The following is a 24562-nucleotide window of genomic DNA, read 5'->3' on the forward strand; positions in this document are numbered from 1 at the left end:
ATTGCCCTTATTTCAACATTCAATAATTGCTTGATACAGTAAAATTTAATCATAAATGGTATTAAAAAAATACGGATATGTCTAATTTTATTAAATTTATATGCTTTTTTTGTGTGTTGGGTAGCTCAAAAATAGTTTTAGCCACTTCACTAGAAAAACAGATTGAAAAACAGATTAGCGATCTAGTTTATCAACAAATTAGTGATACTAATGTTGAAAATATTACTATTGATTATCCGAATTTGAAGCCTGAATTGAATTGTGATGCACCAAGACTAACGATTTTAAATAAAAATAAGCAATGGGGAAATTTGACGATTAGTGCCAAATGTGAAAATAGCACTAAATATATTCAGGTTTATGTTGCTGTAACCGGTAGTTATGTGGTGGCCAATCAATCAATAGGCGCTGGAGCGCTAATGACGGAGCAACTGTTGAAAATGCAATCTGGTCGGTTGGATAAATTACCGCCAAATATTATTTTGAATAAATCTGAGGTGTTAAATCATATTGCTTTACGTAATATCGATAATGGTGAACCGATAAAAAATTCAATGTTGCAAAAAAACTGGTATGTTAAAGCTGGCCAGACTGTAAAAGTGATTGTTAATGGTGAGGGTTATTCAATTACTAGTAATGGTAAAACACTTAGTAATGGTGCGTTAGGTGAACTAATAAATGTTAAACTTAATACGGGTAATGTTGTAGAGGGTGTTGTCTCTGAAGATGGCATCATAATTTTGAATAAATAATATTAATGATTTTTTGATTTTTGCCGATAATTAGATTAACTATCCTATAAAACCATAATCATAACATTAATTGAAGGAATATTATGAGTATAGAAGCAACAAAAAAGGTAACTACCGTATCTGGGCTACCTAATCGTAATCTAATAAATAAGCAAAATAAGAAAGCCAAGATATCTACTCTACAATCAAGTAGTTTGACGTTTAATAGTAATGTTAAATTGAACCAAAATACTATAGCAATGTTACATTCCACTGAGAATGATATTGATATCAATAAAATTGAAAAGATTAAACAGGCCATTACTGAAGGTAAATTAGTCATCAACCCACATAAAATTGCTGATGAAATTATTAAGCAAACATTTGAACATATTGACTGCTAATTATTATTGAAGGAATGTCGTCATGTTAGAATTAGATAACATTTTTAATAGTATAACGGTTATGTTGCAGGATCTTTCAGTTATTTTAGAAGCTGAACAGCAAATATTAATTGAAAATAGTTCAATAAATCAATTGAGTGAAGTTATAAATCAAAAAAGCCAATTGCTTATTGAGTTAAAGTTAGTTGATGAAAAACGACTAAAAGTAAGTCAGCAATACAATATGCAATCACCTTATAGTGAAAACCAAGAGATAGCTTTAAAATGGCAAGCAATTACAGATATGACGCAGCGATTAGCTCAAATTAATCGAGACAATGGTATACTTATTCAAAATCGAATGAACGTGACTCAAAAATCAATCGATTATTTGAAAAACATGAATAATCCCTCTGTTTATACTTATAATGGTTATCAACAATCAGAAACTATTTCTTCTGAACGCGCTAAAGTTTAATCTTTTTGATGTTATCTAACGGTAAACGAGATAAATAACCGTTAAATTATGGTCTTATTAAGCCAATAACTTTATCAAGTTGAGTTCATACTGTGTTATCAAGGTAAACGATAATTAGATAATAAAATTGATTTAGTTAAGATATGGCTGATGATAGTGATCTAGATAAAAGTGAACAACCCACCGAAAGTAAATTAAAAAAAGCTAGGGAAAAGGGACAAATTCCGCGATCTCGTGAATTGACATCGTTAATTATATTACTAGTTGGTATCATGCTGTTCTTGTCAATGGGTGCAAATTTTGTCGCGAAGTTAAAAACAATTATTAAACAAGCCATCTTGGTTGCCTACCGAACCGATGATGATAAACAAATTATCTTCAATTTAATTGATTTGTTAAGTGCTGGATTTTGGGCAATTTTTCCTATTTTTTTTGGACTTGTAATTATAGCTATCATTGCACCACTTAGTGTTGGTGGTTTACTTTTTAGCTTACAATCAATCAAACCCGATTTTAGTAAATTGAATCCAATTAATGGTTTCAAACGAGTATTTGGTATCCGGATTTTATCAGAACTATTTAAAAGTATTCTTAAAGTGGTTTTAATCGGTTTTGTTGCATCACTTTTTTTATTAAATCAATTTTCAAATATGCTTTCGCTACCGAATATGTATTTAAATAATGCATTATCAGATGCTATGCAGATGATTATCTATTCTGGACTATTGTGTGTTTTAGCATTAATACCTATGGTTGGGTTTGATATTTTTTATCAGATCTGGAGTAATTTCAGAAAATTAAAAATGTCAAAACAAGAAGTTAAAGATGAGTTTAAAGAGCAAGAAGGAAATACTCAAATCAAAGGCCGTATTCGTCAAATACAACAAGCAATGTCAAGACGTCGAATGATGAGAGATGTTCCCAAAGCAAATGTCATTATAACTAACCCTACCCATTATGCCGTAGCGCTACAATATGATGAAAAAACTATGTCGGCACCAAAACTTTTAGCCAAAGGTACCGATAATATTGCTATCAAAATTAAAGAAATTGCCAAAGCGCATAATATTCCACAATTAGAGGCTCCACCTCTAGCTCGTGCATTATATCGCTATGGTGAAATAGGAAAAAATATCCCAACAGAACTTTATGCGGCTGTTGCGCAAATTTTAGCGTGGGTTTATCAATTAAAACGTTGGTATAAACATGGTGGTGATAAGCCACGCAAACCGACAAATATTACGATCCCTGAATCTTTATCAGTGAATGAATAAATAAAGGCAACACTCTATTGTTATGATGAAATCAAAATTTACTAATTTATTATCAATAAATGCATTAAAGAAAGGTCATTATCAAATTTTAACTGGGCCATTGCTAATTTTATTGATTCTTTCAATGATGGTATTACCTTTACCAGCATTTGTTTTGGATCTGTTTTTTACTTTTAATATTGCATTATCAATTATCATTTTAATTGTTGCATTGTTTACTAAGCGAGTCTTAGATTTTGCGGCATTTCCTACTGTTTTGCTTTTTGCAACGTTATTGCGCTTATCACTCAATGTTGCCTCAACGAGGGTGGTATTATTAAAAGGACACACCGGTAGTGATGCCGCAGGTCGAGTTATTGAAGCGTTTGGCCATTTTTTGGTTGGTGGTAACTTTGCTATTGGTATTGTTGTCTTTGTTATTTTAGTCATCATCAACTTTATGGTTATTACTAAAGGTGCCGGTAGGATAGCTGAAGTTGGTGCTCGCTTTGCATTAGATGGTATGCCAGGCAAACAAATGGCAATTGATGCTGATCTTAATGCAGGATTGATTGGTGAAGACGAAGCTAAAGCACGACGTGCAGAAGTTACCCAAGAAGCTGACTTTTATGGGTCAATGGATGGGGCAAGTAAATTCGTACGTGGTGATGCTATTGCCGCTTTACTAATTATGGTCATTACTATTGTTGGTGGTTTATTAGTTGGGGTTATTCAGCATGGTATGACGTTATCGGATGCTAGTCAAACCTATGTACTTCTAACTATTGGTGATGGTTTAGTTGCACAGATCCCCTCATTGATTATTTCAACCGCTGCTGGTGTTATTGTGACTCGGGTTTCCTCACAAGAAAACATTAGTGACCAAATGCTTAAACAGCTGTTTAATAATCCACAAGTATTGATTTTAACAGCGGTGGTTATTGGTTTGCTTGGACTTATTCCAGGTATGCCAAATTTGGTATTTTTAATGTTTACTGCAGTTTTATCACTAATTTCTTGGTGGTTAAGCAAACAAAAGAAAAACGAAAAATCAGTTGATAAAACCAAAACCAATGAACAAGCGACCAAACCAGCCAGCATCGAACCTTCATGGACTGACGTTAGTATTGAAGATAGCTTAGCGATGGAAGTTGGATACGGACTCATTCCTATGGTTGATCAAAACCAAAATGGTGAATTGCTTGGTCGAATTCGTAGTTTGCGCAAAAAGTTTGCGCAAACATTAGGTTTTTTACCGCCTCAGATTCATATTCGCGATAATCTCTCATTATCACCTTACCAATACAAATTTTTCATAAAAGGTGGTGAAGTTGGCCAAGGCGAAATTATGAATAACAAATGGTTGGCAATCAACCCAGGTACAGTGACCGAAACCATAGAAGGTATTGCAACTACCGAACCAGCTTTTGGTTTGCCGGCGTTTTGGATAGATAAAGGCGACAGAGAAAAGGCGCAAATATTGGGTTATACCGTTGTTGATACCAGCACTATGATTGCTACCCATTTCAATCATTTATTAACTCAATTTGCGAGTGACTTATTGGGTCGTCTAGAAACACAAGAATTACTAGATAGAATAAAACAAGAAGTACCTAAATTAGTTGAGGATTTTATTCCTGATGTAGTGCCATTAACTACTTTCCATAAAATTCTTCAAAACTTACTGGCTGAAAAAGTATCAATTCGTGATATGCGCACAATTATTGAAACAATTTGTGAACAGGCTCCAAACCAAAATGACCCATACCATTTATTGAGCGTGGTTAGAATAGCTTTAGGAAGAGTTATTACTCAGCAGTGGTTCCCAGGGGCTGGGCCTATAAGAGTCATCGGATTAAATATCAATTTAGAACGATTATTATTACAGGCTTTACAAAATACCAGTAATGTTGAACCGGGTTTAGCGGAAGATATTATTAATCAAGTTAAACAAGCTATTCATCAACAAGATGCAATTGGTGCTCCACCTGTTTTATTGGTTAATCATTCATTGCGGGCTATGCTTTCGCAATTTTTAAGAGCTAGTTTCCCTCAACTGGCGGTATTATCAAACTTAGAAATAACTGATAACCGAGAAATTAAAGTGACATATCAAATTGGCAGCGACATGTGATAACACATTAAATTTGCTGCCATTTAATTGTCACTTAAAATTTATTTGTTTTCAAAAATGGTTCCATTTTTGAATGGCGAATTTTTAAAAGTGTATTTGGTTAATAAGATATAACTTATTCCACCAACAACAAAGCCGACAATCCACGTTAAGCTTACTTCATAAAATGCAGCCGCCGAACCGATTAGCATAGCTAGAATCGCGGCTGGATTATAGCCAGAGAATTGACCATTATTATCGTATAACCTGTTTATATCAATTTTTTGGCGACGTAATAGATAATATTCCACCAATAAAATTGCCACAATTGGTCCCAAGAATGCGGAATAAATTAAAATAAATAAACCTAATCCCTTTGCTGAGGTATCTTGAACTAAAACCCAAGGGAAAGAAGAGATAGCTAATAACCCGGTAATAGTCACCGCCACTTTATATTTAGCTTTTGTTAATAACGTAATTACGTAAGCTGGTGGAATAATATTCGCAACGATGTTTACCGCAACAGTACCTAACACGATAAAGGCTGATACCACGATGGTGATATATGGATTGTTTACCACAATTGCAAATGCTTTAACTGGATTAGAGTTACCGGTGACTGACGCCAACATCACCCCAATGGTAATAATAAAGCCGTAAGCGACAAATATTGGTAAAAAATAGAGAAGACCTCTTTTGCGATTGCTAAAACCGCTTTTCAGTTCTCGCGAATAATCTGCTGCACTTAAGAAGATTGCAGCATAATTACCTAAAAACATCATAATAAAACCACAAAATGGTAATCCCCAAGTTCCTTCTGTGTTCACCCATTTATCTATAATAATCTCTTGATGATTATTGAGTAATATAATAAAGACATAAATTAATGCACAAAGAATAACTACTGAAATTAACGTTTCTACCCATTTTATGGCATGGAATCCATATAGTGATAAGACAATTTGGAAAAATTGCAAAATAAGGAAACAGATAAATACATTATTAAAATCGCCATTAGATAATATTTTAATAATTTCATTGAGTGCTGTTGCACCTATCCAACTTTGAAATCCATACCAAACGATAGCAGGAATGCCGCGTAGCAATGAAGAAATAATCGCGCCTTTTATTCCAAATGACATGCGTAGTTGTACCACGTAAGGAATACCGGTGCGATACCCTAAACGATCATTAAAGACAAAAATGGTGGTAATAATTAATATGGCAATAAATGTTGCGGCAAACGTTTGGAAAATATTCATGGTGGCGACACCCGCTACTACTAAGCTCGCACCTAAAGTCATATTACCCAAATTCATACCATCACCAATCCACATAAAGGAATAGGCTAAAGGATTCATAGTTCGATCTTTGCTAGATTTGGGTAAGAGCGAACTATCAATCTGCGTTGGTGTCGTCGGTGATTGTGTTGTGTTATTCTTCATGGTTTTCCTTTCCTACTTATTTTTTATCTATTTTTTATCGTTTTACTATAATGATTAACGTCGAATAAAAGTTCCTCTTGGAGTTGAATCAATACCAGAATTTATCTGATAAATGGTTTCGCCACGTAATAGTGTTTGCACAACTTGGGCCCCAATTTGTCGTCCTACATAAGGGCTAAATTTATTGCGATATTCGAGATCTTGTTCTTTTAATACATAGTTTGAATGCGGTTTAATAAAGATAATGTCTGCATCTTTACCAACTTTAATCGAGCCTTTAGCTGGTAAGTTGTATCTTTCGGCTGGATTTTTAGCGATGATATCGGCAAATTGTTTTAACGACATACCACGCTTTTGTACGGCTTCATCAAATAGGATATCGACATTATTTTGTACTCCAGAGATTCCGCCCCATGCGTCAAAAGCATTAGCTTTATCTTTTAGATCATAAGTGCATGGTGAATGGTCAGACACGGCTGTGATAATGTGACCAGCAAAGAGATACTTCCATAATCCTTCTTGAGCTTGTTGATCACGAATTGGTGGTGAACATTTTGCAATTGGTCCAATGGCGTCTAGCTGATCAGTAGTAAAATAGAGATAATGGATACAGGTTTCACAAGTCACATTTACACCTTCTTGGCGTGCTTTGATCACTTCCTCAACCCCTTCTGGGCAAGCTACATGGCAAATGTGAATCGGGCATCCAGTTTGCTTAGCAAAAAAGATAGCTCGACGAATAGCTTCAACTTCAGTAAAGGCCGGACGAGTAGCCACATATTGTGATAATGTGCTTTCGCCTCGCGCTTTAGCTTGTTGCCCTAAGATATCTGTAATGGCGGCATTTTCTGCATGAATGGCTAACACTTTACCGGTTTTGGCAATTTGGCGCATCCCTTCCCATAGGGCATAATCATTTACATTAGCAAAATCACCATCAATATTGGGATCCCCACAGGTTGCCATAAAGCATTTAAATGCCGCGACGCCTTCTTCAACTTGTTCGGCAATACCATTATTAGTCAGGTTATAAGGTACTAAGCCACCATAAGAAGCTACATCGACATAGAGTTTTCCTTCGCCGGCAGCATATTTAGTGCGAAGTGTTTCACCACTAGTTGTTGCTGGAAGTTGATTCAGCGGCATTTCAACAAAGGTTGTAACTCCGCCTTTTGCACATGCTTTGGTTCCTGTGACATAGCCTTCCCACTCATGACGTACACCGCCAGGTTCACTAATATGAACATGAATATCAACCATTCCGGGGCTAACAATCAAGCCCTCAGCATCAATAATTTTATCGGCTTGCACTAAATTAGGGCCAATTGCTGCAATTTTGCCATTTTTTATTGCAACATCGCTAAAGATCTCGCCAGATTCGAGAATAACAAGGCCATTTTTAATGATTAGATCGTACTGCATAATAGTTTTCCCAAGTAAAATGATTACAAATTAAACGTATAATAAATCATATTATCAGTATTATTGGTATTATCAAATTATTCATAATAATCTTTGATTTATGCAATAAACGTGCCAATTAATAAACAACTAAGTAATGACAGACATGACCTTATTCTGTTAGATTGATGATGCACTAAAATGATCCATTTGCGCGCAATGGATTAATTGTTTTGCACTATTTTGGGGTGTTGACAAGGAAGATTGCATTAGATGTATAAAATAAAAGATTAATTTATGAGCCTTACATTAAAATCAACCATTTGATTGTTGACTCTCTTAATGTAAGGCTTAATAAGAATATTATTCAGTGGCAACAGTAAAACGTTGTTTGATATGTTTTGCTTTTTCTGCTTCATCAATCATGGCGATCGCATAGTCAGCGTAGCTGATTTGACTTTTTCCTTGGCTGTTAACCAAAATTTCTTCGCCACCAACAATGTAATGACCTGTTCTTGGGCCATCAGCAATAAATTCAATCGCTGGACTTAGATAGGTCCATTGCACATCATTACAATTTCTTAATTGATCTAAAGCTTTCGCCATATTATTGGCTAATGGTTTAAATTCATCAGGGAAATCCGGTGAATCAACTAAACGAACAGTATGCTCTGGATTGACATATAAACTACCTGCACCGCCAACAACTAATAAACGATTAGGTTTACCGCTTAAAATATCGGTTAAATGTTTTAGACTAGTTTGATGTAGTGGTAGCGATTCAGGCGCCCAAGTACCAAATGCATCAATGATCACATCAAATGGTTTTAAATCGTCATAAGTTAATTGAAACAAATCTTTTACTAATACTTTCGCTTTTGAATCGGTATTTGAACTAGGATTACGCACGATCGCGGTAACATCATGCCCTCGAGATAATGCTTCTTTAACCAACAATTGTCCTGATTTACCATTTGCACCAATTACTGCAATTTTCATCTTATTCTCCTTATTACGATTTAGATAAATTAATTTTTTTAGCTTAATATCCAAAGTTTCTATTGTAAAGTAGGTACTAAGTAGTAATATAGTTACCAAATGGATACTATTGTTGAAATTAAAGGAAAATTATTATGCAGGCGATCGAAAATTTACCGCCATGTCCTGTTGAAACCACCCTATTATTAATGGGGGACAAATGGAAAGTGCTAATTGTTCGAGACTTACTTTCTGGCACCAAACGTTTTGGTGAACTAAAAAAATCACTCAACGGCATCTCACAAAAAGTTCTCACTTCGCATTTAAGAACGATGGAAAAAAATGGCTTAATTACCCGCAAAGTGTATGCCCAAGTGCCACCTAAAGTGGAATATACCTTAACCGAGGTTGGACAGAGCTTAAAACAGGTGCATGATGCGATGTTAGATTGGGGAAAAAATTATCAACATCAATGTAATACTACAATAAATTAAGTGATAAAAAATTCATTAGAGATATTCTAAATTTAGAGTTTAGTCACAAATAAAAAAATAAATTAATTTATTATTTAAAGATAGAATAAAATTTTCCCAAAAAATAATTTTTTACTATTAAAAGTATCAAATAATTGGATATAAGGACTCAAATTGGAAGGAATAAAAACTTACTGGTTTTTAAGCGCTAAATTTAGTGGTGGTTTGGATCAAACAGAACGTTTTATAAAAGATGGAATTTGGGAAAACGGCTATGAAAACAAATTTCTAAATGTAGTTCGTTCTATTGCTGTTGGTGAAAAAGTTGCTATTAAATCTACTTATAATTTAAAAAATAATTTGCCTTTTAATAATAAAGGTCAACTAGTCTCTGTCATGGAAATTAAAGCTATTGGCACAGTAACTAAAAATCATCAAGATGGTAAATTATTAGAAATTGATTGGCAAAAAACTAATTTAAATAAGAAATGGTATTTTTATACTAATTTATCCTCTATTTGGAGTGTTAAAGATGATTTTCCGTTGTCGAAACAGTTAATTGACTTTACTTTTTATGATAAACCACAAGACTTAGATTATTTTCGTAATGCCCCCTATTGGAAATCACGTTATGGAGATACTATTACTTTGTTCAAATGGATACCATTTTATGAAGAAATAGCTGATAAGCTCTTAGTTTATCATGATAAGAAAAAGCGTTTAGATTTACTCTCATATGTTAATCAGATTGCTACAGAATTTAATTTATCTTATTTGCTTAATAAAAATTTAAAAGATATTTGTCCTTTTACAGTTTTAGGTACTTTTAATCGACATATTAAAGAATCTACAAGAAAAAAAATAGCAAAAAAATGGGCTAAATTTCTTGGTGTAAAGGAGCCTATACCAAATTCTTTTGAGGGTGTTCCATTACTAAATAATCAGCTTTCATGGTTTTTTACTAATTCAGAAAATCAGCAAAAAGAGATCAATAATTTATGGGATTTTTATGTTGTTGCATTAAATTTTTCAAATGCGGATGAAAATTATCAAGATCAATTCAAACAACAATTTGATAATGTTATGGCTCAACCTTATTGTTCTTGGCAATTAACCAATGGTTTATTCTGGATTCGTCCTAATGCTTATTTGGTATTAGACAAAATAACTAAAATATATCTAGCTGATGATTTAGGTCTTATAAAAAATAAAAATTTAAGCAAAAACTATTTTAAAGGTGATGATTATCTTCAATTGTTAGATGATTTATCTGTTCGATTTAAAGAAAATTATTTTTATGTCCATTCTTTTCCAGAACTTTATTTGACTGCTTTACGGAAATATGTAAATTATCTAAGTGAAGATGATCTTTCATCAAAAAACCAATGGCAAATTATTACATTGCAGTTTATAAAAGAATTATGTCAAAAAAATGGAACAGATATATTTACCCAACAAGAACTGCTCAATAATTACCTTAAGCAATTTGAAGATGAATTTCCAAATAATAATTCAATTTTTGAATCTTTAAGTAACACCTTACAAAGATTAAGAGATAAAAATAATCTACTGTTTTTGAATAAGGGTACATATCAATTACTAAATAATAATTTCCAATATGATGACAATATAGATAATGATGATGTTAATCAACAATTAATAGCTAAACAAAGTTATAACTTAGTTGACTTAATTAAAGAAGGTTGTTTTGTTGACGAACAGCTAATATCTAAGATGATTTCAAGTCTAAATCGTAGAAAAAATATTATTTTACAAGGTCCACCAGGGACCGGTAAAACATGGCTTGCTAAACGTTTAGCTAATATTATCGTTGGTTATAAAAATTCAAATAATATCAAATCAATACAATTTCATCCTGGTATGTCTTATGAAGATTTTATTCGCGGTTATCGACCATCGAGTGAGGGTAAATTAGTTCTTATTGATGGGCCATTTTTGGAAATGGTTAATAAGGCAAGAAATGATTCGCAATCTAATTATGTAATAGTAATTGAAGAAATTAACCGTGGTAATCCAGCTCAAATCTTAGGGGAAATGTTGACACTGCTTGAAGCTGATAAACGAACACCATCAGAAGCTTTAGAACTGACTTATCGACGAGAACATGAAAATGGTATTTTTATACCTAATAATTTATACGTCATAGGAACTATGAATCTTGCAGATAGATCGTTAGCTATGGTTGATTTTGCCTTACGTCGTCGTTTTGCCTTTTTTAATTTATCACCGAACTTTAATGAAGGTTGGTTAAATTATATGATTGAAAAAACGAAACTTTCTCGACAAACCTTAGAGAAAATTAAAAATGCTTTGAATGATTTAAATCAATATGTTACCGATGAAAGAATGTTAGGCAGTGCTTTTACAATAGGTCATAGTTATTTAACGCATGATAATGTTATACCTGATGCTTTGTCATGGTATACCGATATTATTGATTCAGAAATTAAGCCTTTATTAGAAGAATATTGGTTTGATGATAAAAATAAACTTGAAACTGCTTTGAATAAGTTAGTACTTAATGATCTATAAATGATATGACCCTTAATCATTTACCTTCATCAAATAATACTCTCAATAAGATACCAATAAGAAATATATGGTTACTTTTGTTATATGCTTCGGATTTATATAGAGACATCAATGAACAACAGAGAGTTAAATTTGAGGAAAATCCTGAAAAAATTATCGATCTTATTGCAGAACTTTATTTTAAAGTGGTCAATGATCGATTACGCAAATCGTTATCAAACGGTTACCAATCTCGGATAGATACTTTAACAAGAGTTAGGGGAAAAATAGATAATTTTGGTACAGCAAGGAAATTTTTGTTAGAAAAAGGGCAGGTTCAATGTTCATATAATGAATTGACGTGTAACATTCCTAAAAATCAATATATTCATGGCGCAGCACATGTTTTATTCAATCAATTAACTGATCATAATTTACGTAATGAATGCAAAAAAATAATAAATAGATTTAATAGATTAAAGGTTGGGCAATTAAAAAATTATAATTATAAAGCTGATTATTTTGATAAATATAATCGACAAGACATTCTATTGCTGTCTATAGCAAAGCTTATTTTTGAATTATCAATTCCAACTGAATTTGTAGGAAATCACTCGGTTAATATATTGAATAAAACGGATGAATGGTTAAGATTTTTATTTGAAAAAGCAATTGTAGGTTTTTGTCAAATTCACTTTGATCATAACAATTATTCAATATCATCAGGAACACAGTTTAAATGGCAATATACGCAATCTACAAATAATATTGAAAAATTTATGCCTAATATGAAAACTGATTTAATCATTGAAAATATTACGACACATAATCGATTAATCATTGATACTAAATGTACTTCAATTTTTTCTAAAAACAGTAGCTCTTTTAAAACATCTCATCTTTATCAACTCTATGCCTATGTTAGAAGCCAAGAGCAAATCAACGATCCATTATCTCTATCATCATCAGGAATGTTATTATATCCAACGGTGAATAAATCAATATATGAACATGTAATAATTCAAGGGCATAAATTAATTTTTTGTACGATTGATTTAACTCAAGATGCACAGTCAATTAAAACTAGTTTATTAACTTTATTCTCTGATATATAGGTAAAACTTCAAATCAAAATATAGCACTAAAACTAGTAGGGTTTAAGCTTACTCAGAAAAGGGGCTATTCTGCCTTTTTTAATAAATATGCTTGGCGCTTAGCCCACAAACAAAATAAAATTCATCTCGGTTTAGATTTTTATTACGGGCAATAATTATTATCTTTGGATAAGGGTTTTGTTCAGTTTTCGATGTGGTATATTTATAGTAATCGTCAATACCATCCTAGTGTAGGATTTGTTAAACACAATAAAGAGCTAATACTGTGGTTGATAAATTCAATGTAATCAACGTAATGATTAAAAATCACTTATTGAGTCAATTTAAGTTTTTAAATGATGGCAGTCATGAGAATAATTGACTTTGCTATCAAGATTTCGCAGTCGATAACAATAAATCTATTACTAGCAATATATGCTGATTGATTATAATAAAAACAAATTAAAACAATATATTAATATTATTTTCCAATAACAAATTAAGTTGTTTTGCCACCGCATAATAAGCGTCAATATCGCTATTTTCTTCAATCTATATTACTATGATTTAATTGATATTCATTCCGTAAATTGATTATGAGTAAGTCACTAACTAATTTAACCATTAAAGATATTGCCAAATTGAGTGGTGTTAGTAAATCCACTGTTTCGCGAGTCATTAATCACGATCCAATGGTGAAGGAATCAACTCGCAATAAAGTGATGGCAATCATTGAACAATATCAATTTACGCCATCGAAATCGGCTAGAGCAATGCGTGGTTATGGTAATAAAGTGATTGGCATTATTGTCACTCGCCTCGATTCCATCTCGGAAAATCATGCTGTTCGAAGTATGTTACCCATTTTTTATGCTAATGGTTATGATCCGATTATTATTGAGAGCCAATTTAGTGCGCCTAAAGTTGAAGAGCACCTGAGAATGTTAAAAGAAAAACAAGCTGATGGGGTGGTGGTTTTTGCTTTTACTGGATTAGAGAGTTCTCGGTTAGCATTTTGGCGAAATAAATGTGTGGTTATTGCAAGGCCATTTCCGGCTTATTCTTGTATTTGTTATGATGATATTGGTGCAGTAAATAAAGCACTAACTTACTTATATCAATCAGAAAAACATAAAAAAATAGGTTTTATTGGTGTTGATAAACAAGATCAAACTACTGGTGGTTTACGTTATCAGGCCTATATTGATTTTTGTCATACTCATAAAATTAAGCCAAATGCGGTGCTTGGTAAGTTAAGTTTTTATTCAGGTTATGAACTTGCTGAATCAGTCTTACTTGATTCGCCAACAGCGATCGTTTGTGCCACCGATTCAATTGCCTTAGGTTTAAATAAATACTTATCTGAAAAAAATATTAATAATATTGTTGTTATTAGTATCGGTAATAGCGATCTTCTTAATTTTTTATTTACCGAAACGATTATCGTCGATCTTGGTTTTGATAAAGCTGGCACCTATGCCGCAAATGAACTCTTGCAAACACTACAGAGTGAAGTAAAAGCGAAAATCATTACGGTGCCATCCCAAATTGTTAATTAACGATTTTTAATCTTATAACGCGATATTGCCGCAAAATTGTGAGGTTTGTCACAAAAAGGGAACGTTCCCATTTATTTAAATAGTAATTCCATTTATGCTTAATCTCTATCAAATTAGGAGCGAAATGATTTAACTAAAAACTAAAATATTGGCTTAAATTGAAAATAAGGAGATTTAACAATGGCGAAAGCACCTAAAGTTTCAACCGCATCAATTATGCAACTAATTGAGCTGGTTGGCGGAAAAGAAAATATTGCCAGTGTCACCCATTGTTTAACCAGATTAAGATTTGCGCTTGCTGATCCGAAAATAGCCAATGTTGAAGCTATTGAAGAATTACCTTTTGTCAAAGGTTGCTTTAATAACGCCGGGCAATTCCAAGTTATTATTGGCACGGATGTTGACCGTTATTACAAATTACTCACTGAACAGTTAAATATTGATGAAGCAAGCAAAGAACAAACCAAAGCCGCAGCTAAACAAAATATGTCCTGGTTTGAACGGTTAATCTCGAATTTAGCGGAAATCTTCGTGCCATTATTACCCGCACTCATTGCGGGTGGTTTACTACTTGGCTTACGTAATGTGATTGGTGAAATGCCAACCATTGACAATAAACCGCTAATACACACTTTTAGTTGGCTGATACCAATTAACGATTTCCTATGGTTACCGTGTGAAGCTATCTTTCACTTCTTACCAGTAGCTATTTGCTGGTCTACGGTGAAAAAAATGGGCGGATCACCCGTTTTGGGCATTGTATTAGGCATCACATTAGTTTCACCACAACTGATGAATGCTTATGATTTGGGTAAGGCCATTCCCAAGGTATGGGATTTTGGTTGGTTTACCATTGCTAAAGTTGGCTATCAAGCACAAGTTATACCGTCAATTTTTGCCGGTTTAGCGTTGGGATGGATTGAAACACGGCTTCGTAAAATTATTCCTGATTACTTAAATCTAGTTATCGTGCCAATTGTTGCCTTAATGGTATCAGTCGTCTTAGCTCACTTCGTTTTAGGACCAATTGGGCGCATGCTCGGCGATGGTATTGCTTATGTGGTTAAGTATTTAATGACCGGTGATTATGCCTTTATTGGCTCTGCTATTTTTGGCTTCTTCTATGCTCCTTTGGTTATTACAGGTATTCACCACACCACATTAGCCATCGATATGCAGATGACCGAAAGCATGGGTGGCACACCGATTTGGCCAATTATCGCTTTATCCAATATTGCCCAAGCTTCAGCGGTGGTTGGTATCATCTTAATAAGTAAAAAACATAATGAACGTGAAGTATCCATTCCTGCAGCAATATCTGGCTATCTCGGTGTGACAGAGCCAGCGATGTATGGTATCAATTTACGCTATAAATTTCCGATGTTTTGCGCCATGATTGGTGCTGCTTGTGCCGGATTAATTTGTGGCTTATATGGGGTGTTATCCAATGGTATCGGCGTCGGTGGATTACCCGGTATCCTATCGATAAAACCTGTCTTCTGGGCGATTTATGCCTTGGCTATGTTGGTGGCGATTGTGGTGCCAATCGTATTAACCACCATTGTTTACAAAATAAAACAGAAAAAAGGCACGCTCAATGTCCAATAAAGAATAGCCAGGGTGATTCACCCAACTTTACAGAAGGGTGAATATTACAATTTACTGATTAAAAATAAAGAGCGAGCAATGAATAAAATAGCTATCCCATGGTGGCAAAACGGCACCATTTACCAAATCTACCCAAAAAGTTTTCAAGCCAGTCAAGATCAGGCAACCGGTGATTTGTTAGGTATTATCAGTCGTTTAGATTATCTAAAAAAACTTGGTATTAGTGCCATTTGGTTAACGCCAATTTATCCATCACCGCAAATTGATAATGGCTATGATGTTGCCGATTATTACGATATCGACCCGGCTTATGGTTCAATGGCGGATTTTGAATTATTAGTCAAACAGGCGCATGAACGTGGTATCCGCATTATGATGGATATGGTGTTTAACCATACCTCAACCGAGCATCCATGGTTTAAATCAGCCTTAGATAAATCTAGCCCTTATCGCTCATTTTATATCTGGAAAGATGCTAAAACCGACGGCAGTGAACCCAATAACTGGCGCTCCAAATTCGGCGGTAAAGCGTGGCAATGGCATGAACAGTCAGGGCAGTATTACTTACACTTATTTGCCAAAGAGCAGGCGGACCTTAATTGGGAAAATCCGCAAGTTCGCTTTGAAATTAAAAAAGTGTGTCAGTTTTGGTCAGACAAAGGCGTGGATGCCTTAAGGTTAGATGTGATTAATTTAGTCTCCAAACAACAAGATTTTGCAGATGATAAAAACGGGGATGGTCGCTGCTTTTACACGGATGGACCTAAAATCCACGAGTTTTTACAAGAAATGAGTCGCGATGCCTTTCAACCTAATGATCTCAAAACCGTTGGTGAAATGTCTTCGACCTCATTAGCCAACTGTTTGCAATATGCCTCGTTAGACGGAAAAGAGCTCACTATGACTTTTAACTTTCATCATTTAAAAGTTGATTATCCAAATGGCTATAAATGGGCATTAGCGAAACCAGATCTGCTTGAGTTAAAGAATATTATTGGTGATTGGCAAACTGGGATGCATGCTAAAGCATGGAATGCCATTTTTTGGTGTAATCATGACCAACCGCGAATTGTGTCACGCTTAGGTAATGAAAACCAATATCACACAGAATCCGCCAAAATGCTTGCCATGTTGCTATATGGATTACAAGGTACACCATATCTCTATCAAGGCGAAGAGATCGGCATGACCAATCCACATTTTAATAATATTAACCAATATCGTGATGTTGAAAGTTTAAATATCTACCAAGAAAAAATAGCTGAAGGGATGAATGAAGCGGAAATTTTAGCAATTTTAGCGAGTAAATCACGTGATAACAGTCGTACGCCTATGCAATGGGATGATAGCCTAAATGCTGGTTTCACAACGGGGCAACCATGGATTGAGGTGGCAAATAATTACCCACAAATTAATGTCAAAGCCGCATTGGCTGATCAGAATTCGATCTTTTACTGCTATCAAACATTAATTAAGTTACGTAAAGAGTATCCAATCTTTATTTTTGGTGATTATCAAGATTTAACCGCCAATATTGCTGATTATTGGTGTTACTTGCGCCGTTATAATAATCAACAACTATTAGTGATAATCAATCTAACCGAAAAACCCGTTAACTGGCAGTTACCAAAAAACTTACAAAGTGCTAATTGGCAAAGATTATTGAGTAATTATCAGCAAGCAACGGCAGTCGACGCTGAAATCCAATTAAGACCATACGAAGCATTATATTTATTGGCTGGTGATGATAAATAATAAGCTTTAGTAAAATTGAATGTAAAAAAGCGCCATTATTAAAATGAGCGCTTTTTTATTAATCATTATGATTGATATAAGTGATTACGCATAGTTAGCAAAACTGCTAATGCTTTTTGGTTATTAGGTTGATCTGGTAATCGTGATGATAATGATGCAGTTTCGATTTTTGCTAATAGTGATTCAGCAAGTTGCATAATCTCATCATAACTTAATTTACCCTGCTTAATGGCTAACAGTTCATCACGATTAGGTCGTTTATTGGTAATGGTTCCTTTTGTCATGATTTCGTAGGCAACTTGCAATAACCGAATGGTATGCATCATGTTTTTAGCATCAAAGTCATTACCATTTTCAATATTATTTTTATAACGTTGTTGATTACGATTGGCGACCCATTGCCAATACGCTTTATAGTCACGGCAGTGCGATGAGAAGCCATCACGATTAAAACTCAAATAAGCCATCACAGGGGTATCGATTTTCACCGAAGATAAACAGAGTTCCGTGGAATCTTCATGCTGAATAATGCCATGATAACCACAACTACCTGACGCATCATAGAAGAGAGCATATAAATCTCTACCATGAGGTATATTAACCAAACCACAACACTGTTGCTGTAAACCATTTTTGGTTAACCAGTTGGTAATTGGATAAGTATGTTGCCCTTGAATGATATAACAAAAATCCAGTACTGTTTTTCGTTTAACTTCTACCGGATTATTAATTTTTTTATTTAACCCTTTAGCTTTTTTTATTTGCGATATTGCATAATGAGCAAATGTTTGTTCGGTTTGTTTAGATAAAAAAAGATCGAGGGTCAACTGCTGCATAATCGGATGTTGATATAAAATACATTCCGAGCTGGAAGCTAACACTTCTAAAATATTAGGGTTATTTTTAAGCAGTAATTCAACAAACCGGCCTAATTCATAATAGACAATATCATTCGAGGCATTACTAATTTGCGGAATGTATTCAAGTCCATAAAATTTTTCTTTCGGTAGGTAAAATACCCCTTTGATATCAGTATCGGATGTTTCAGTGGCTAATCCAAAAGCACGACTACCACTGATAACTTCAAATAAGATTAAATTTTGCCTTTTTAAATCATCAATTGTCATCTAATATTCTTTTCCCTATTGTAAATCCATCAATGTTTTTATGAAAAATTGATCTAATTTAGCCGGTTTAAAATGTCGTTCAGTTATTGGCGCAACCTGTTGCAAGATATCATTCATCGATTGTTCAATAAATAGTAATATTTCAGGATCGATAGCGATAAGTTGTGATTCAGCCATGGTTGCTTTTTGCTCAATAATCTTATTGATTTTGTTACGTAAATTATCGGGCAATAGCGTCAACAATGGTGCTATTGCCATCGGCGCAATTTGCTGTTTTTCCAAACACCATTTAGCACATAATAGTGGTCTTAACACATAAAATAACTTTTTGACACCAATTTGCTGCCCTTCACTACTTTGCCAAGCACTTTTCGCTATACCTAAATAGTGAAAAATATTACCACGGGCATTAAAAAATTCTGCACATAATTGCCATAATGGCTCGGCAATTGCAGCATTTTGCTGATAAATAATTGGTGACTGCAACCACTCAAATGGCGTAGTATTGGATTTGCGAATTAACTGTAACGTTTTTTTCAAATCCCACCCATGTAAATCCAACTCATCGTCGATTGGAAAAGTCAGATGAGAAGCAGGATTATCAATTGATAGATATTTATCAAGTGGATGAATATAAATAAAACGAACATCATAATCACTATTTGGTGAGGGAAATCCCCATGCTCGGCTACCAGATTCACAGGCAAAAATGATGTTAATGTTATATTGTTGTTCTAATTCAATAAGTTTTTCTTGTATACGGTTTTGCATTTTTAATAACATCCTTATTAATTTTTATAATAACCATCAATTGAACAAAATTTTTAATCATTCTCTTCAGCTATTAATGCGGCTAAATCTTCTTTAATCTCGTCATCAGGTTCAATGATTGCCAGTTCTTGTATTGCCGTTTTGATCTATCAAAGCTGGTGGATTATGCCAACTATCATTATTTCAACTACCATTATCTCAACTACCATTATCTCGTTTATGATTTTTGGGCGCGATGCTACAAGGTACCGCTTTTTCTATTTTGGTTCTTTAGGGCTGAGCAATTAATGCCCATGGCACAATGTCAATACTCAATGAGAAAGGCTTAAGGCGTTTGCATAACGGATTACTTTGCAACCAACTCACGTAATTGCCTTAAGAGTAGAATGCTACTTAACAGGTAAAATTTCTCGAAACATCGTTACTCTACTTATAACGGTACAACCTTCTGTATGGATTTAATAAATAATATAATCATAAAAAATAAACTGTTGGAATTTTTAGATTAAAATTCATAAGTTAATTTACCATTCTTAAGTGATGAATTAAATTATCATTATTTAACCATTTCTCTCAAGTAACAATTATTATAAAAATAACTTGATTATATGCAATAGATACTCAATTACTAATAAACGTAACTTACTTATTTCATTAAAATATCTTTACAAATATAAGCTTGATCTTCTACATCTGTTTCATAAAATCACAACAAATCGCTCAAAAAAACAACAGGGATGCTATGATGAGTAAGCAAATAGCCATTATAGGTGATATAACCACGACTGGCGGCAGAATTATTTCAGGATCAGCAGACAGCTTTTATGCTAACCAAGGTATAGCTTGCATTGGCGATTATGTTTCATGTCCTAAGTGCCAAAGTACTGGAAAAATTATAGAAGGAACTTACAATTTTATCGTTGCTGGAAAGCCAGCAGCTTATGACGGTTGTATCGTTGCATGTAAATGTTCCCCAATAGGCTGTAATAAAATTATCGCGTTGCAAAGTGCTGTTTTTGTGAGTGTTGGGACAGAAAATAATAGTTTAAGCCCTATCATCAATAACTCTATTACTCAAAATAATATAAGCAAAAATTTAAATAATGATGCAACAAAAGAAGAGCAACATGAAATAGAAGCGTACTTATTTACTGTTAGGGGTGCTACATTTGGATTTGGTGTACATTCTGCCCTATATATTAATTTTAATGAGAAAGATAAATATCCATTAATTTTCGATCCTAATGGTGATTATATGCGGCGATATCGAGGACAAGCCGAAGCTTTTTACGATGATGGTGATTTTCCTTTTTCAATAGAAGAATACAAAAAATATCATGAATTAGTTGGTGATTATGTTAATTTGACAAAAATCACTTTAACACGTCAGCAAGCCATTAATATTGAACAACGAGTAATTAATGGTGATTATGAGACGGGAGTTCTCCCATATTGTGCACGGGCTGTTTCATCAGTATTAGATGAATATGGATTAGACGAGCTTTATCTTTTACCCGGCTCATTAGAAGATGCGGTCAAAGAAGTCGAAAAGAAAAAAAGGATTATCCAATGAAAACCGTTAATCTATTTATTATAGTGTTGTTTAATTTTATCGGAGGATTACTGAGTTATCTTTGGTGTTATCGATTCTTTATCAGAAAATACAGCACGCCAGCATGGCAGTATTTATTATTTTATGGGGTGTGTTATTTTTGTCTTATTCTTATTTCAATCTGGATATTAAATAAAATAAAAAAAACTTTCGCATTGATAAGTATCGGCGTAATTACTGGGATTGTAATTACTTTTATCGCATGGATAGTTACACATTTTATTTTAGGTATTTATGAAAGATTGGGTCTAAATAGTAAGTCTTTTTTTCCATATTTGTTTATGATTTCATTTATGACTCTCAATTTTATTATCTATCCAGTAATTTTATTATGTTGCCGTTACTCGTTTTTATGGATTGAAAAAAGAGTTGAAAGATTTAAGAGAAATTAATTAATCAATGAAAACCATTAATCTATTTATTATAGTGTTGTTTAATTTTATCGGAGGATTACTGAGTTACCTTTGGTGTTATCGATTCTTTATCAGAAAACATGGCACGCCAGAATTATATTATTTAGTATTTTATGGGATGTGTTATTTCTGTCTTATTCTTATTTCAATCTGGATATTAAATAAAATAAAAAAAACTTTCGCATTGATAAGTATCGGCGTAATTACTGGGACTGTAATTACTTTTATCTCATGGATGGTTACACCTTTTATTTTAGGTATTTATAAAGGAGCGACTCTAAATATTGAGGGTTTTTTTATATATTTGTTTATAACTTTACTTATAACTCTCAATTTTATTATCTATCCAATAGTTTTATTATGTTGCCGTTACTCGTTTTTATGGATTGAAAAAAGAGTTAAAAGATTTAAGAGAAAATAATTAATCAATGAAAACCGTTAATCTATTTATTATAGTGTTGTTTAATTTTATCGGAGGATTACTGAGTTACCTTTGGTGTTATCGATTCTTTATCAGAAAATACAGCACGCCAGCATGGCAGTATTTAGCATTTTATGGGGTGTGTTATTTCTGTCTTATTCTTATTTCAATCTGGATATTAAATAAAATAAAAAAAACTTTCGCATTAATAAGTATCGGCGTAATTACTGGGACTGTAATTACTTTTATCTCATGGATGGTTACACCTTTTATTTTAGGTTTTTATAAAGGAGCGACTCTAAATATTGAGGTTTTTTTTATATATTTGTTTATAACTTTACTTATAACTCTCAATTTTATTATCTATCCAGTAATTTTATTATGTTGCCGTTACTCGTTTTTATGGATTGAAAAAAGAGTTAAAAGATTTAAGAAAAAATAATTAATCAATGAAAACCATTAATCTATTTATTATAGTGTTGTTTAATTTTATCGGAGGATTACTGAGTTACCTTTGGTGTTATCGATTTTTTATCAGAAAATACAGCACGCCAGCATGGCAGTATTTATTATTTTATGGGGTGTGTTATTTCAGTTTTATACTTATTTCATTCTTTATATTAAATAAAGTTAATCGGCCTGTCATATTATTGATTTCAGGTGTTCTCATCGCTGTCTTAACTAGTTTTATTTCATGGATTGTTAATCCATCCATTTTATTTGTTAATACGCACCTATATTTAGAATTTGATGTCTATGATTTATTTATGTCATCACTTATGACTCTCAATTTTATTATCTATCCAATAGTTTTATTATGTTGCCATTACTCGTTTCTGTATATTGAAAAATGGCTAAAAAATAGAAATATTTAGATTTGTTAAAAAAAACATTTAGTTAAATTTAATGGATACAAGGTAACTAATTATATAATTTATAATTAATCTACTATTTTTATTATGATTATCGAGGAAGTTATCCTCGATATCATTTATCCTTTCACACAGACCACTTGTCGTAGTTGATGAACAATCTCAACTAATTCATTTTGTGCCGTCATCACGGCATCAATATCTTTATATGCCATTGGAATTTCATCAATCACATTGGCATCTTTACGACATTCAACATGTGCAGTTGCTTTAATTTGATCTGCGATGGTAAATTTCTTTTTCGCTTCAGTGCGACTCATAACCCGTCCCGCACCATGAGAACAAGAGCAAAAGCTTTCTTCATTGCCTAGTCCGCGAACAATGTAGCTTTTCGCTCCCATTGATCCTGGAATAATCCCTAATTCCCCTTTACGGGCTGAAACCGCTCCTTTACGAGTAACAAAGATCTCTTCACCAAAATGATGTTCTTTTTGCACATAATTATGGTGACAGTTAATTGCCGACATATGTGTTGTAAATGGTTTAGTAATGATTTTTCGCATAGCTAAAATCACATTGGTCATCATTGCTTCACGGTTAAGTCGAGCAAACTCTTGTGCCCAATGAACGGCATCGACATAATCCTGAAAATGTTCAGTACCTTCTTCTAAGTAAGCTAAATCTCTATCTGGTAGATTTTTTATATGGACTTCCATATCTTTTCTCGCCATCTCAATAAAAAAGCGACCAATAGCATTGCCGACACCACGTGATCCACTATGCAACATGATCCAAACTCGGTCGGCTTCATCTAAACAGATTTCGATAAAATGGTTACCTGTACCAAGAGTTCCTAGATGTCGATAGTTATTGGTCTTTTCCAAATGAGGATACTTGTCAATTAGCTTCTGAAAACCTGGTAATAATTGTTGCCAATATTGGTCGATCAAAGCTGGTGGATTATGCCAACTACCATTATCTCGTTTATGATTTTTGGGCGCGATACCATGAGGAACTGCCTTTTCTATTTCGGTTCTTAACGGTAATAAATTATCTGGTAAATCTGTTGCCATTAATGATGTTTGTACGGCTATCATCCCACAACCAATATCCACACCGACGGCAGCAGGAATAATGGCTCCAATTGTTGGTATTACACTACCAATAGTCGAACCTTTACCAACATGAACATCTGGCATTACCGCAATATGCTTAAAAATAAAAGGAAGTTGTGCTGTTTTGCTTAATTGCTCTTTAGCTCCTAGCTCCACAGGTACTCCTTCTGTCCACATCTTAATCGGTTTGGCATTTTCGGTTTGTAATAAATGATATTGAGTCATTTTTAATTCCTTTTCTCTTTTTCATCTCACTTAACAAGTTATCACTTGTTAATAAGTTTAGTTTTATAAAAATATTTTTTGCATCAATATATTAATTATTGCGAAAAACGTGCCAATTAATAAAAGAACCTGAAATTATTTTTTAATTATATGTTTTTAAATAAAATAAATTATTTTCTTCAAGATTAATTAAAATTCGCATA

The 24562-nt window shown here is 33.4% G+C and carries 18 protein-coding genes; 12 read left to right on the plus strand and 6 right to left on the minus strand.

Features of this window, described 5'->3' with window-relative positions; genetic code table 11:
* Positions 1-77: 77 nt before the first annotated feature.
* The 5 genes from flgA to flhA all read left to right on the plus strand — a co-directional run bounded on the left by flgA (position 78) and on the right by flhA (position 4979).
* On the plus strand, positions 78-752 hold the full coding sequence (flgA, locus tag AC5LXV_RS02035; RefSeq protein WP_493467246.1) for a flagellar basal body P-ring formation chaperone FlgA: 675 nt from the start codon (positions 78-80) through the stop codon (positions 750-752).
* A gap of 83 nt (positions 753-835) precedes the next feature.
* A complete protein-coding gene (flgM, locus tag AC5LXV_RS02040; protein WP_493467247.1) occupies positions 836-1135 on the plus strand; it encodes a flagellar biosynthesis anti-sigma factor FlgM in 300 nt (99 codons plus the stop codon).
* A gap of 22 nt (positions 1136-1157) precedes the next feature.
* The gene (locus AC5LXV_RS02045; RefSeq protein ID WP_110434886.1) at positions 1158-1592 is read left to right on the plus strand and encodes a flagella synthesis protein FlgN; all 435 of its coding nucleotides are present in this window, start codon (positions 1158-1160) and stop codon (positions 1590-1592) included.
* 143 nt (positions 1593-1735) lie between these two features.
* Entirely contained in the window at positions 1736-2866 is a 1131-nt protein-coding gene (flhB, locus tag AC5LXV_RS02050; RefSeq protein WP_493452720.1) for a flagellar biosynthesis protein FlhB, read from the plus strand.
* Between the two features lie 25 nt (positions 2867-2891).
* Entirely contained in the window at positions 2892-4979 is a 2088-nt protein-coding gene (gene flhA, locus AC5LXV_RS02055) for a flagellar biosynthesis protein FlhA (RefSeq protein WP_110434884.1), read from the plus strand.
* A gap of 41 nt (positions 4980-5020) precedes the next feature.
* Here flhA and AC5LXV_RS02060 read toward each other — a convergent pair whose 3' ends face one another.
* From AC5LXV_RS02060 to AC5LXV_RS02070, 3 genes are all read right to left on the minus strand, one after another.
* Positions 5021-6403: an NCS1 family transporter gene (locus AC5LXV_RS02060; RefSeq protein ID WP_493467248.1), complete on the minus strand. Its 1383-nt coding sequence runs from the start codon at positions 6401-6403 to the stop codon at positions 5021-5023.
* A gap of 54 nt (positions 6404-6457) precedes the next feature.
* Positions 6458-7825: an allantoinase AllB gene (allB, locus tag AC5LXV_RS02065; protein WP_493467249.1), complete on the minus strand. Its 1368-nt coding sequence runs from the start codon at positions 7823-7825 to the stop codon at positions 6458-6460.
* Positions 7826-8167: 342 nt separating this feature from the next.
* Positions 8168-8803, minus strand: coding sequence for an NAD(P)-dependent oxidoreductase (locus AC5LXV_RS02070; protein ID WP_110434882.1), 636 nt, complete (start codon positions 8801-8803; stop codon positions 8168-8170).
* A 134-nt stretch (positions 8804-8937) separates the two neighbouring features.
* Here AC5LXV_RS02070 and AC5LXV_RS02075 point away from each other — a divergent pair, with 134 nt between their 5' ends.
* The 6 genes from AC5LXV_RS02075 (at position 8938) to treC (ending at position 17803) form a co-directional block, all read left to right on the plus strand.
* Complete coding sequence (locus AC5LXV_RS02075) at positions 8938-9276, plus strand: winged helix-turn-helix transcriptional regulator (protein ID WP_110434881.1); 339 nt, start codon at positions 8938-8940, stop codon at positions 9274-9276.
* A gap of 153 nt (positions 9277-9429) precedes the next feature.
* Positions 9430-11808, plus strand: coding sequence for an AAA family ATPase (locus AC5LXV_RS02080; RefSeq protein WP_493467250.1), 2379 nt, complete (start codon positions 9430-9432; stop codon positions 11806-11808).
* 5 nt (positions 11809-11813) lie between these two features.
* Complete coding sequence (locus AC5LXV_RS02085) at positions 11814-12902, plus strand: 5-methylcytosine restriction system specificity protein McrC (protein WP_493467251.1); 1089 nt, start codon at positions 11814-11816, stop codon at positions 12900-12902.
* 575 nt (positions 12903-13477) lie between these two features.
* Complete coding sequence (gene treR / locus AC5LXV_RS02090) at positions 13478-14440, plus strand: trehalose operon repressor TreR (protein ID WP_493467252.1); 963 nt, start codon at positions 13478-13480, stop codon at positions 14438-14440.
* 180 nt (positions 14441-14620) lie between these two features.
* A complete protein-coding gene (gene treB, locus AC5LXV_RS02095; protein ID WP_493467253.1) occupies positions 14621-16048 on the plus strand; it encodes a PTS trehalose transporter subunit IIBC in 1428 nt (475 codons plus the stop codon).
* A 78-nt stretch (positions 16049-16126) separates the two neighbouring features.
* Positions 16127-17803, plus strand: a complete 1677-nt coding sequence (gene treC / locus AC5LXV_RS02100; RefSeq protein ID WP_493467254.1) for an alpha,alpha-phosphotrehalase — start codon at positions 16127-16129, stop codon at positions 17801-17803.
* 65 nt (positions 17804-17868) lie between these two features.
* On the opposite strand, the gene AC5LXV_RS02105 is transcribed toward treC, so the two are convergent.
* A complete protein-coding gene (locus AC5LXV_RS02105; RefSeq protein WP_493467255.1) occupies positions 17869-18930 on the minus strand; it encodes a nucleotidyltransferase domain-containing protein in 1062 nt (353 codons plus the stop codon).
* A 15-nt stretch (positions 18931-18945) separates the two neighbouring features.
* On the minus strand, positions 18946-19701 hold the full coding sequence (locus AC5LXV_RS02110; RefSeq protein ID WP_493467256.1) for a nucleotidyltransferase domain-containing protein: 756 nt from the start codon (positions 19699-19701) through the stop codon (positions 18946-18948).
* A 745-nt stretch (positions 19702-20446) separates the two neighbouring features.
* Here AC5LXV_RS02110 and AC5LXV_RS02115 point away from each other — a divergent pair.
* Positions 20447-21274 carry a PAAR domain-containing protein gene (locus AC5LXV_RS02115; RefSeq protein ID WP_493467257.1) on the plus strand — a complete coding sequence of 276 codons (828 nt, stop codon included), beginning with the start codon at positions 20447-20449 and terminating at the stop codon, positions 21272-21274.
* Between the two features lie 1864 nt (positions 21275-23138).
* On the opposite strand, the gene AC5LXV_RS02120 is transcribed toward AC5LXV_RS02115, so the two are convergent.
* Positions 23139-24359 carry an RtcB family protein gene (locus AC5LXV_RS02120; protein ID WP_493445651.1) on the minus strand — a complete coding sequence of 407 codons (1221 nt, stop codon included), beginning with the start codon at positions 24357-24359 and terminating at the stop codon, positions 23139-23141.
* Between the last annotated feature and the right edge of the window lie 203 nt (positions 24360-24562).

Source organism: Gilliamella sp. LMG 34359, assembly GCF_984569085.1.

Bases quoted from the DNA above. Each gene is read 5' to 3' on its own strand.
- flhA (WP_110434884.1), top strand. From the start codon at position 2,892: ATGAAATCAAAATTTACTAATTTATTATCAATAAATGCATTAAAGAAA.
- AC5LXV_RS02105 (WP_493467255.1), bottom strand. From the start codon at position 18,930: ATGACAATTGATGATTTAAAAAGGCAAAATTTAATCTTATTTGAAGTT.
- AC5LXV_RS02120 (WP_493445651.1), bottom strand. From the start codon at position 24,359: ATGACTCAATATCATTTATTACAAACCGAAAATGCCAAACCGATTAAG.
- AC5LXV_RS02060 (WP_493467248.1), bottom strand. From the start codon at position 6,403: ATGAAGAATAACACAACACAATCACCGACGACACCAACGCAGATTGAT.
- treB (WP_493467253.1), top strand. From the start codon at position 14,621: ATGGCGAAAGCACCTAAAGTTTCAACCGCATCAATTATGCAACTAATT.
- AC5LXV_RS02110 (WP_493467256.1), bottom strand. From the start codon at position 19,701: ATGCAAAACCGTATACAAGAAAAACTTATTGAATTAGAACAACAATAT.
- flhB (WP_493452720.1), top strand. From the start codon at position 1,736: ATGGCTGATGATAGTGATCTAGATAAAAGTGAACAACCCACCGAAAGT.
- flgM (WP_493467247.1), top strand. From the start codon at position 836: ATGAGTATAGAAGCAACAAAAAAGGTAACTACCGTATCTGGGCTACCT.
- treC (WP_493467254.1), top strand. From the start codon at position 16,127: ATGAATAAAATAGCTATCCCATGGTGGCAAAACGGCACCATTTACCAA.
- AC5LXV_RS02070 (WP_110434882.1), bottom strand. From the start codon at position 8,803: ATGAAAATTGCAGTAATTGGTGCAAATGGTAAATCAGGACAATTGTTG.
- treR (WP_493467252.1), top strand. From the start codon at position 13,478: ATGAGTAAGTCACTAACTAATTTAACCATTAAAGATATTGCCAAATTG.
- AC5LXV_RS02045 (WP_110434886.1), top strand. From the start codon at position 1,158: ATGTTAGAATTAGATAACATTTTTAATAGTATAACGGTTATGTTGCAG.
- allB (WP_493467249.1), bottom strand. From the start codon at position 7,825: ATGCAGTACGATCTAATCATTAAAAATGGCCTTGTTATTCTCGAATCT.
- flgA (WP_493467246.1), top strand. From the start codon at position 78: ATGTCTAATTTTATTAAATTTATATGCTTTTTTTGTGTGTTGGGTAGC.
- AC5LXV_RS02115 (WP_493467257.1), top strand. From the start codon at position 20,447: ATGAGTAAGCAAATAGCCATTATAGGTGATATAACCACGACTGGCGGC.
- AC5LXV_RS02085 (WP_493467251.1), top strand. From the start codon at position 11,814: ATGACCCTTAATCATTTACCTTCATCAAATAATACTCTCAATAAGATA.
- AC5LXV_RS02075 (WP_110434881.1), top strand. From the start codon at position 8,938: ATGCAGGCGATCGAAAATTTACCGCCATGTCCTGTTGAAACCACCCTA.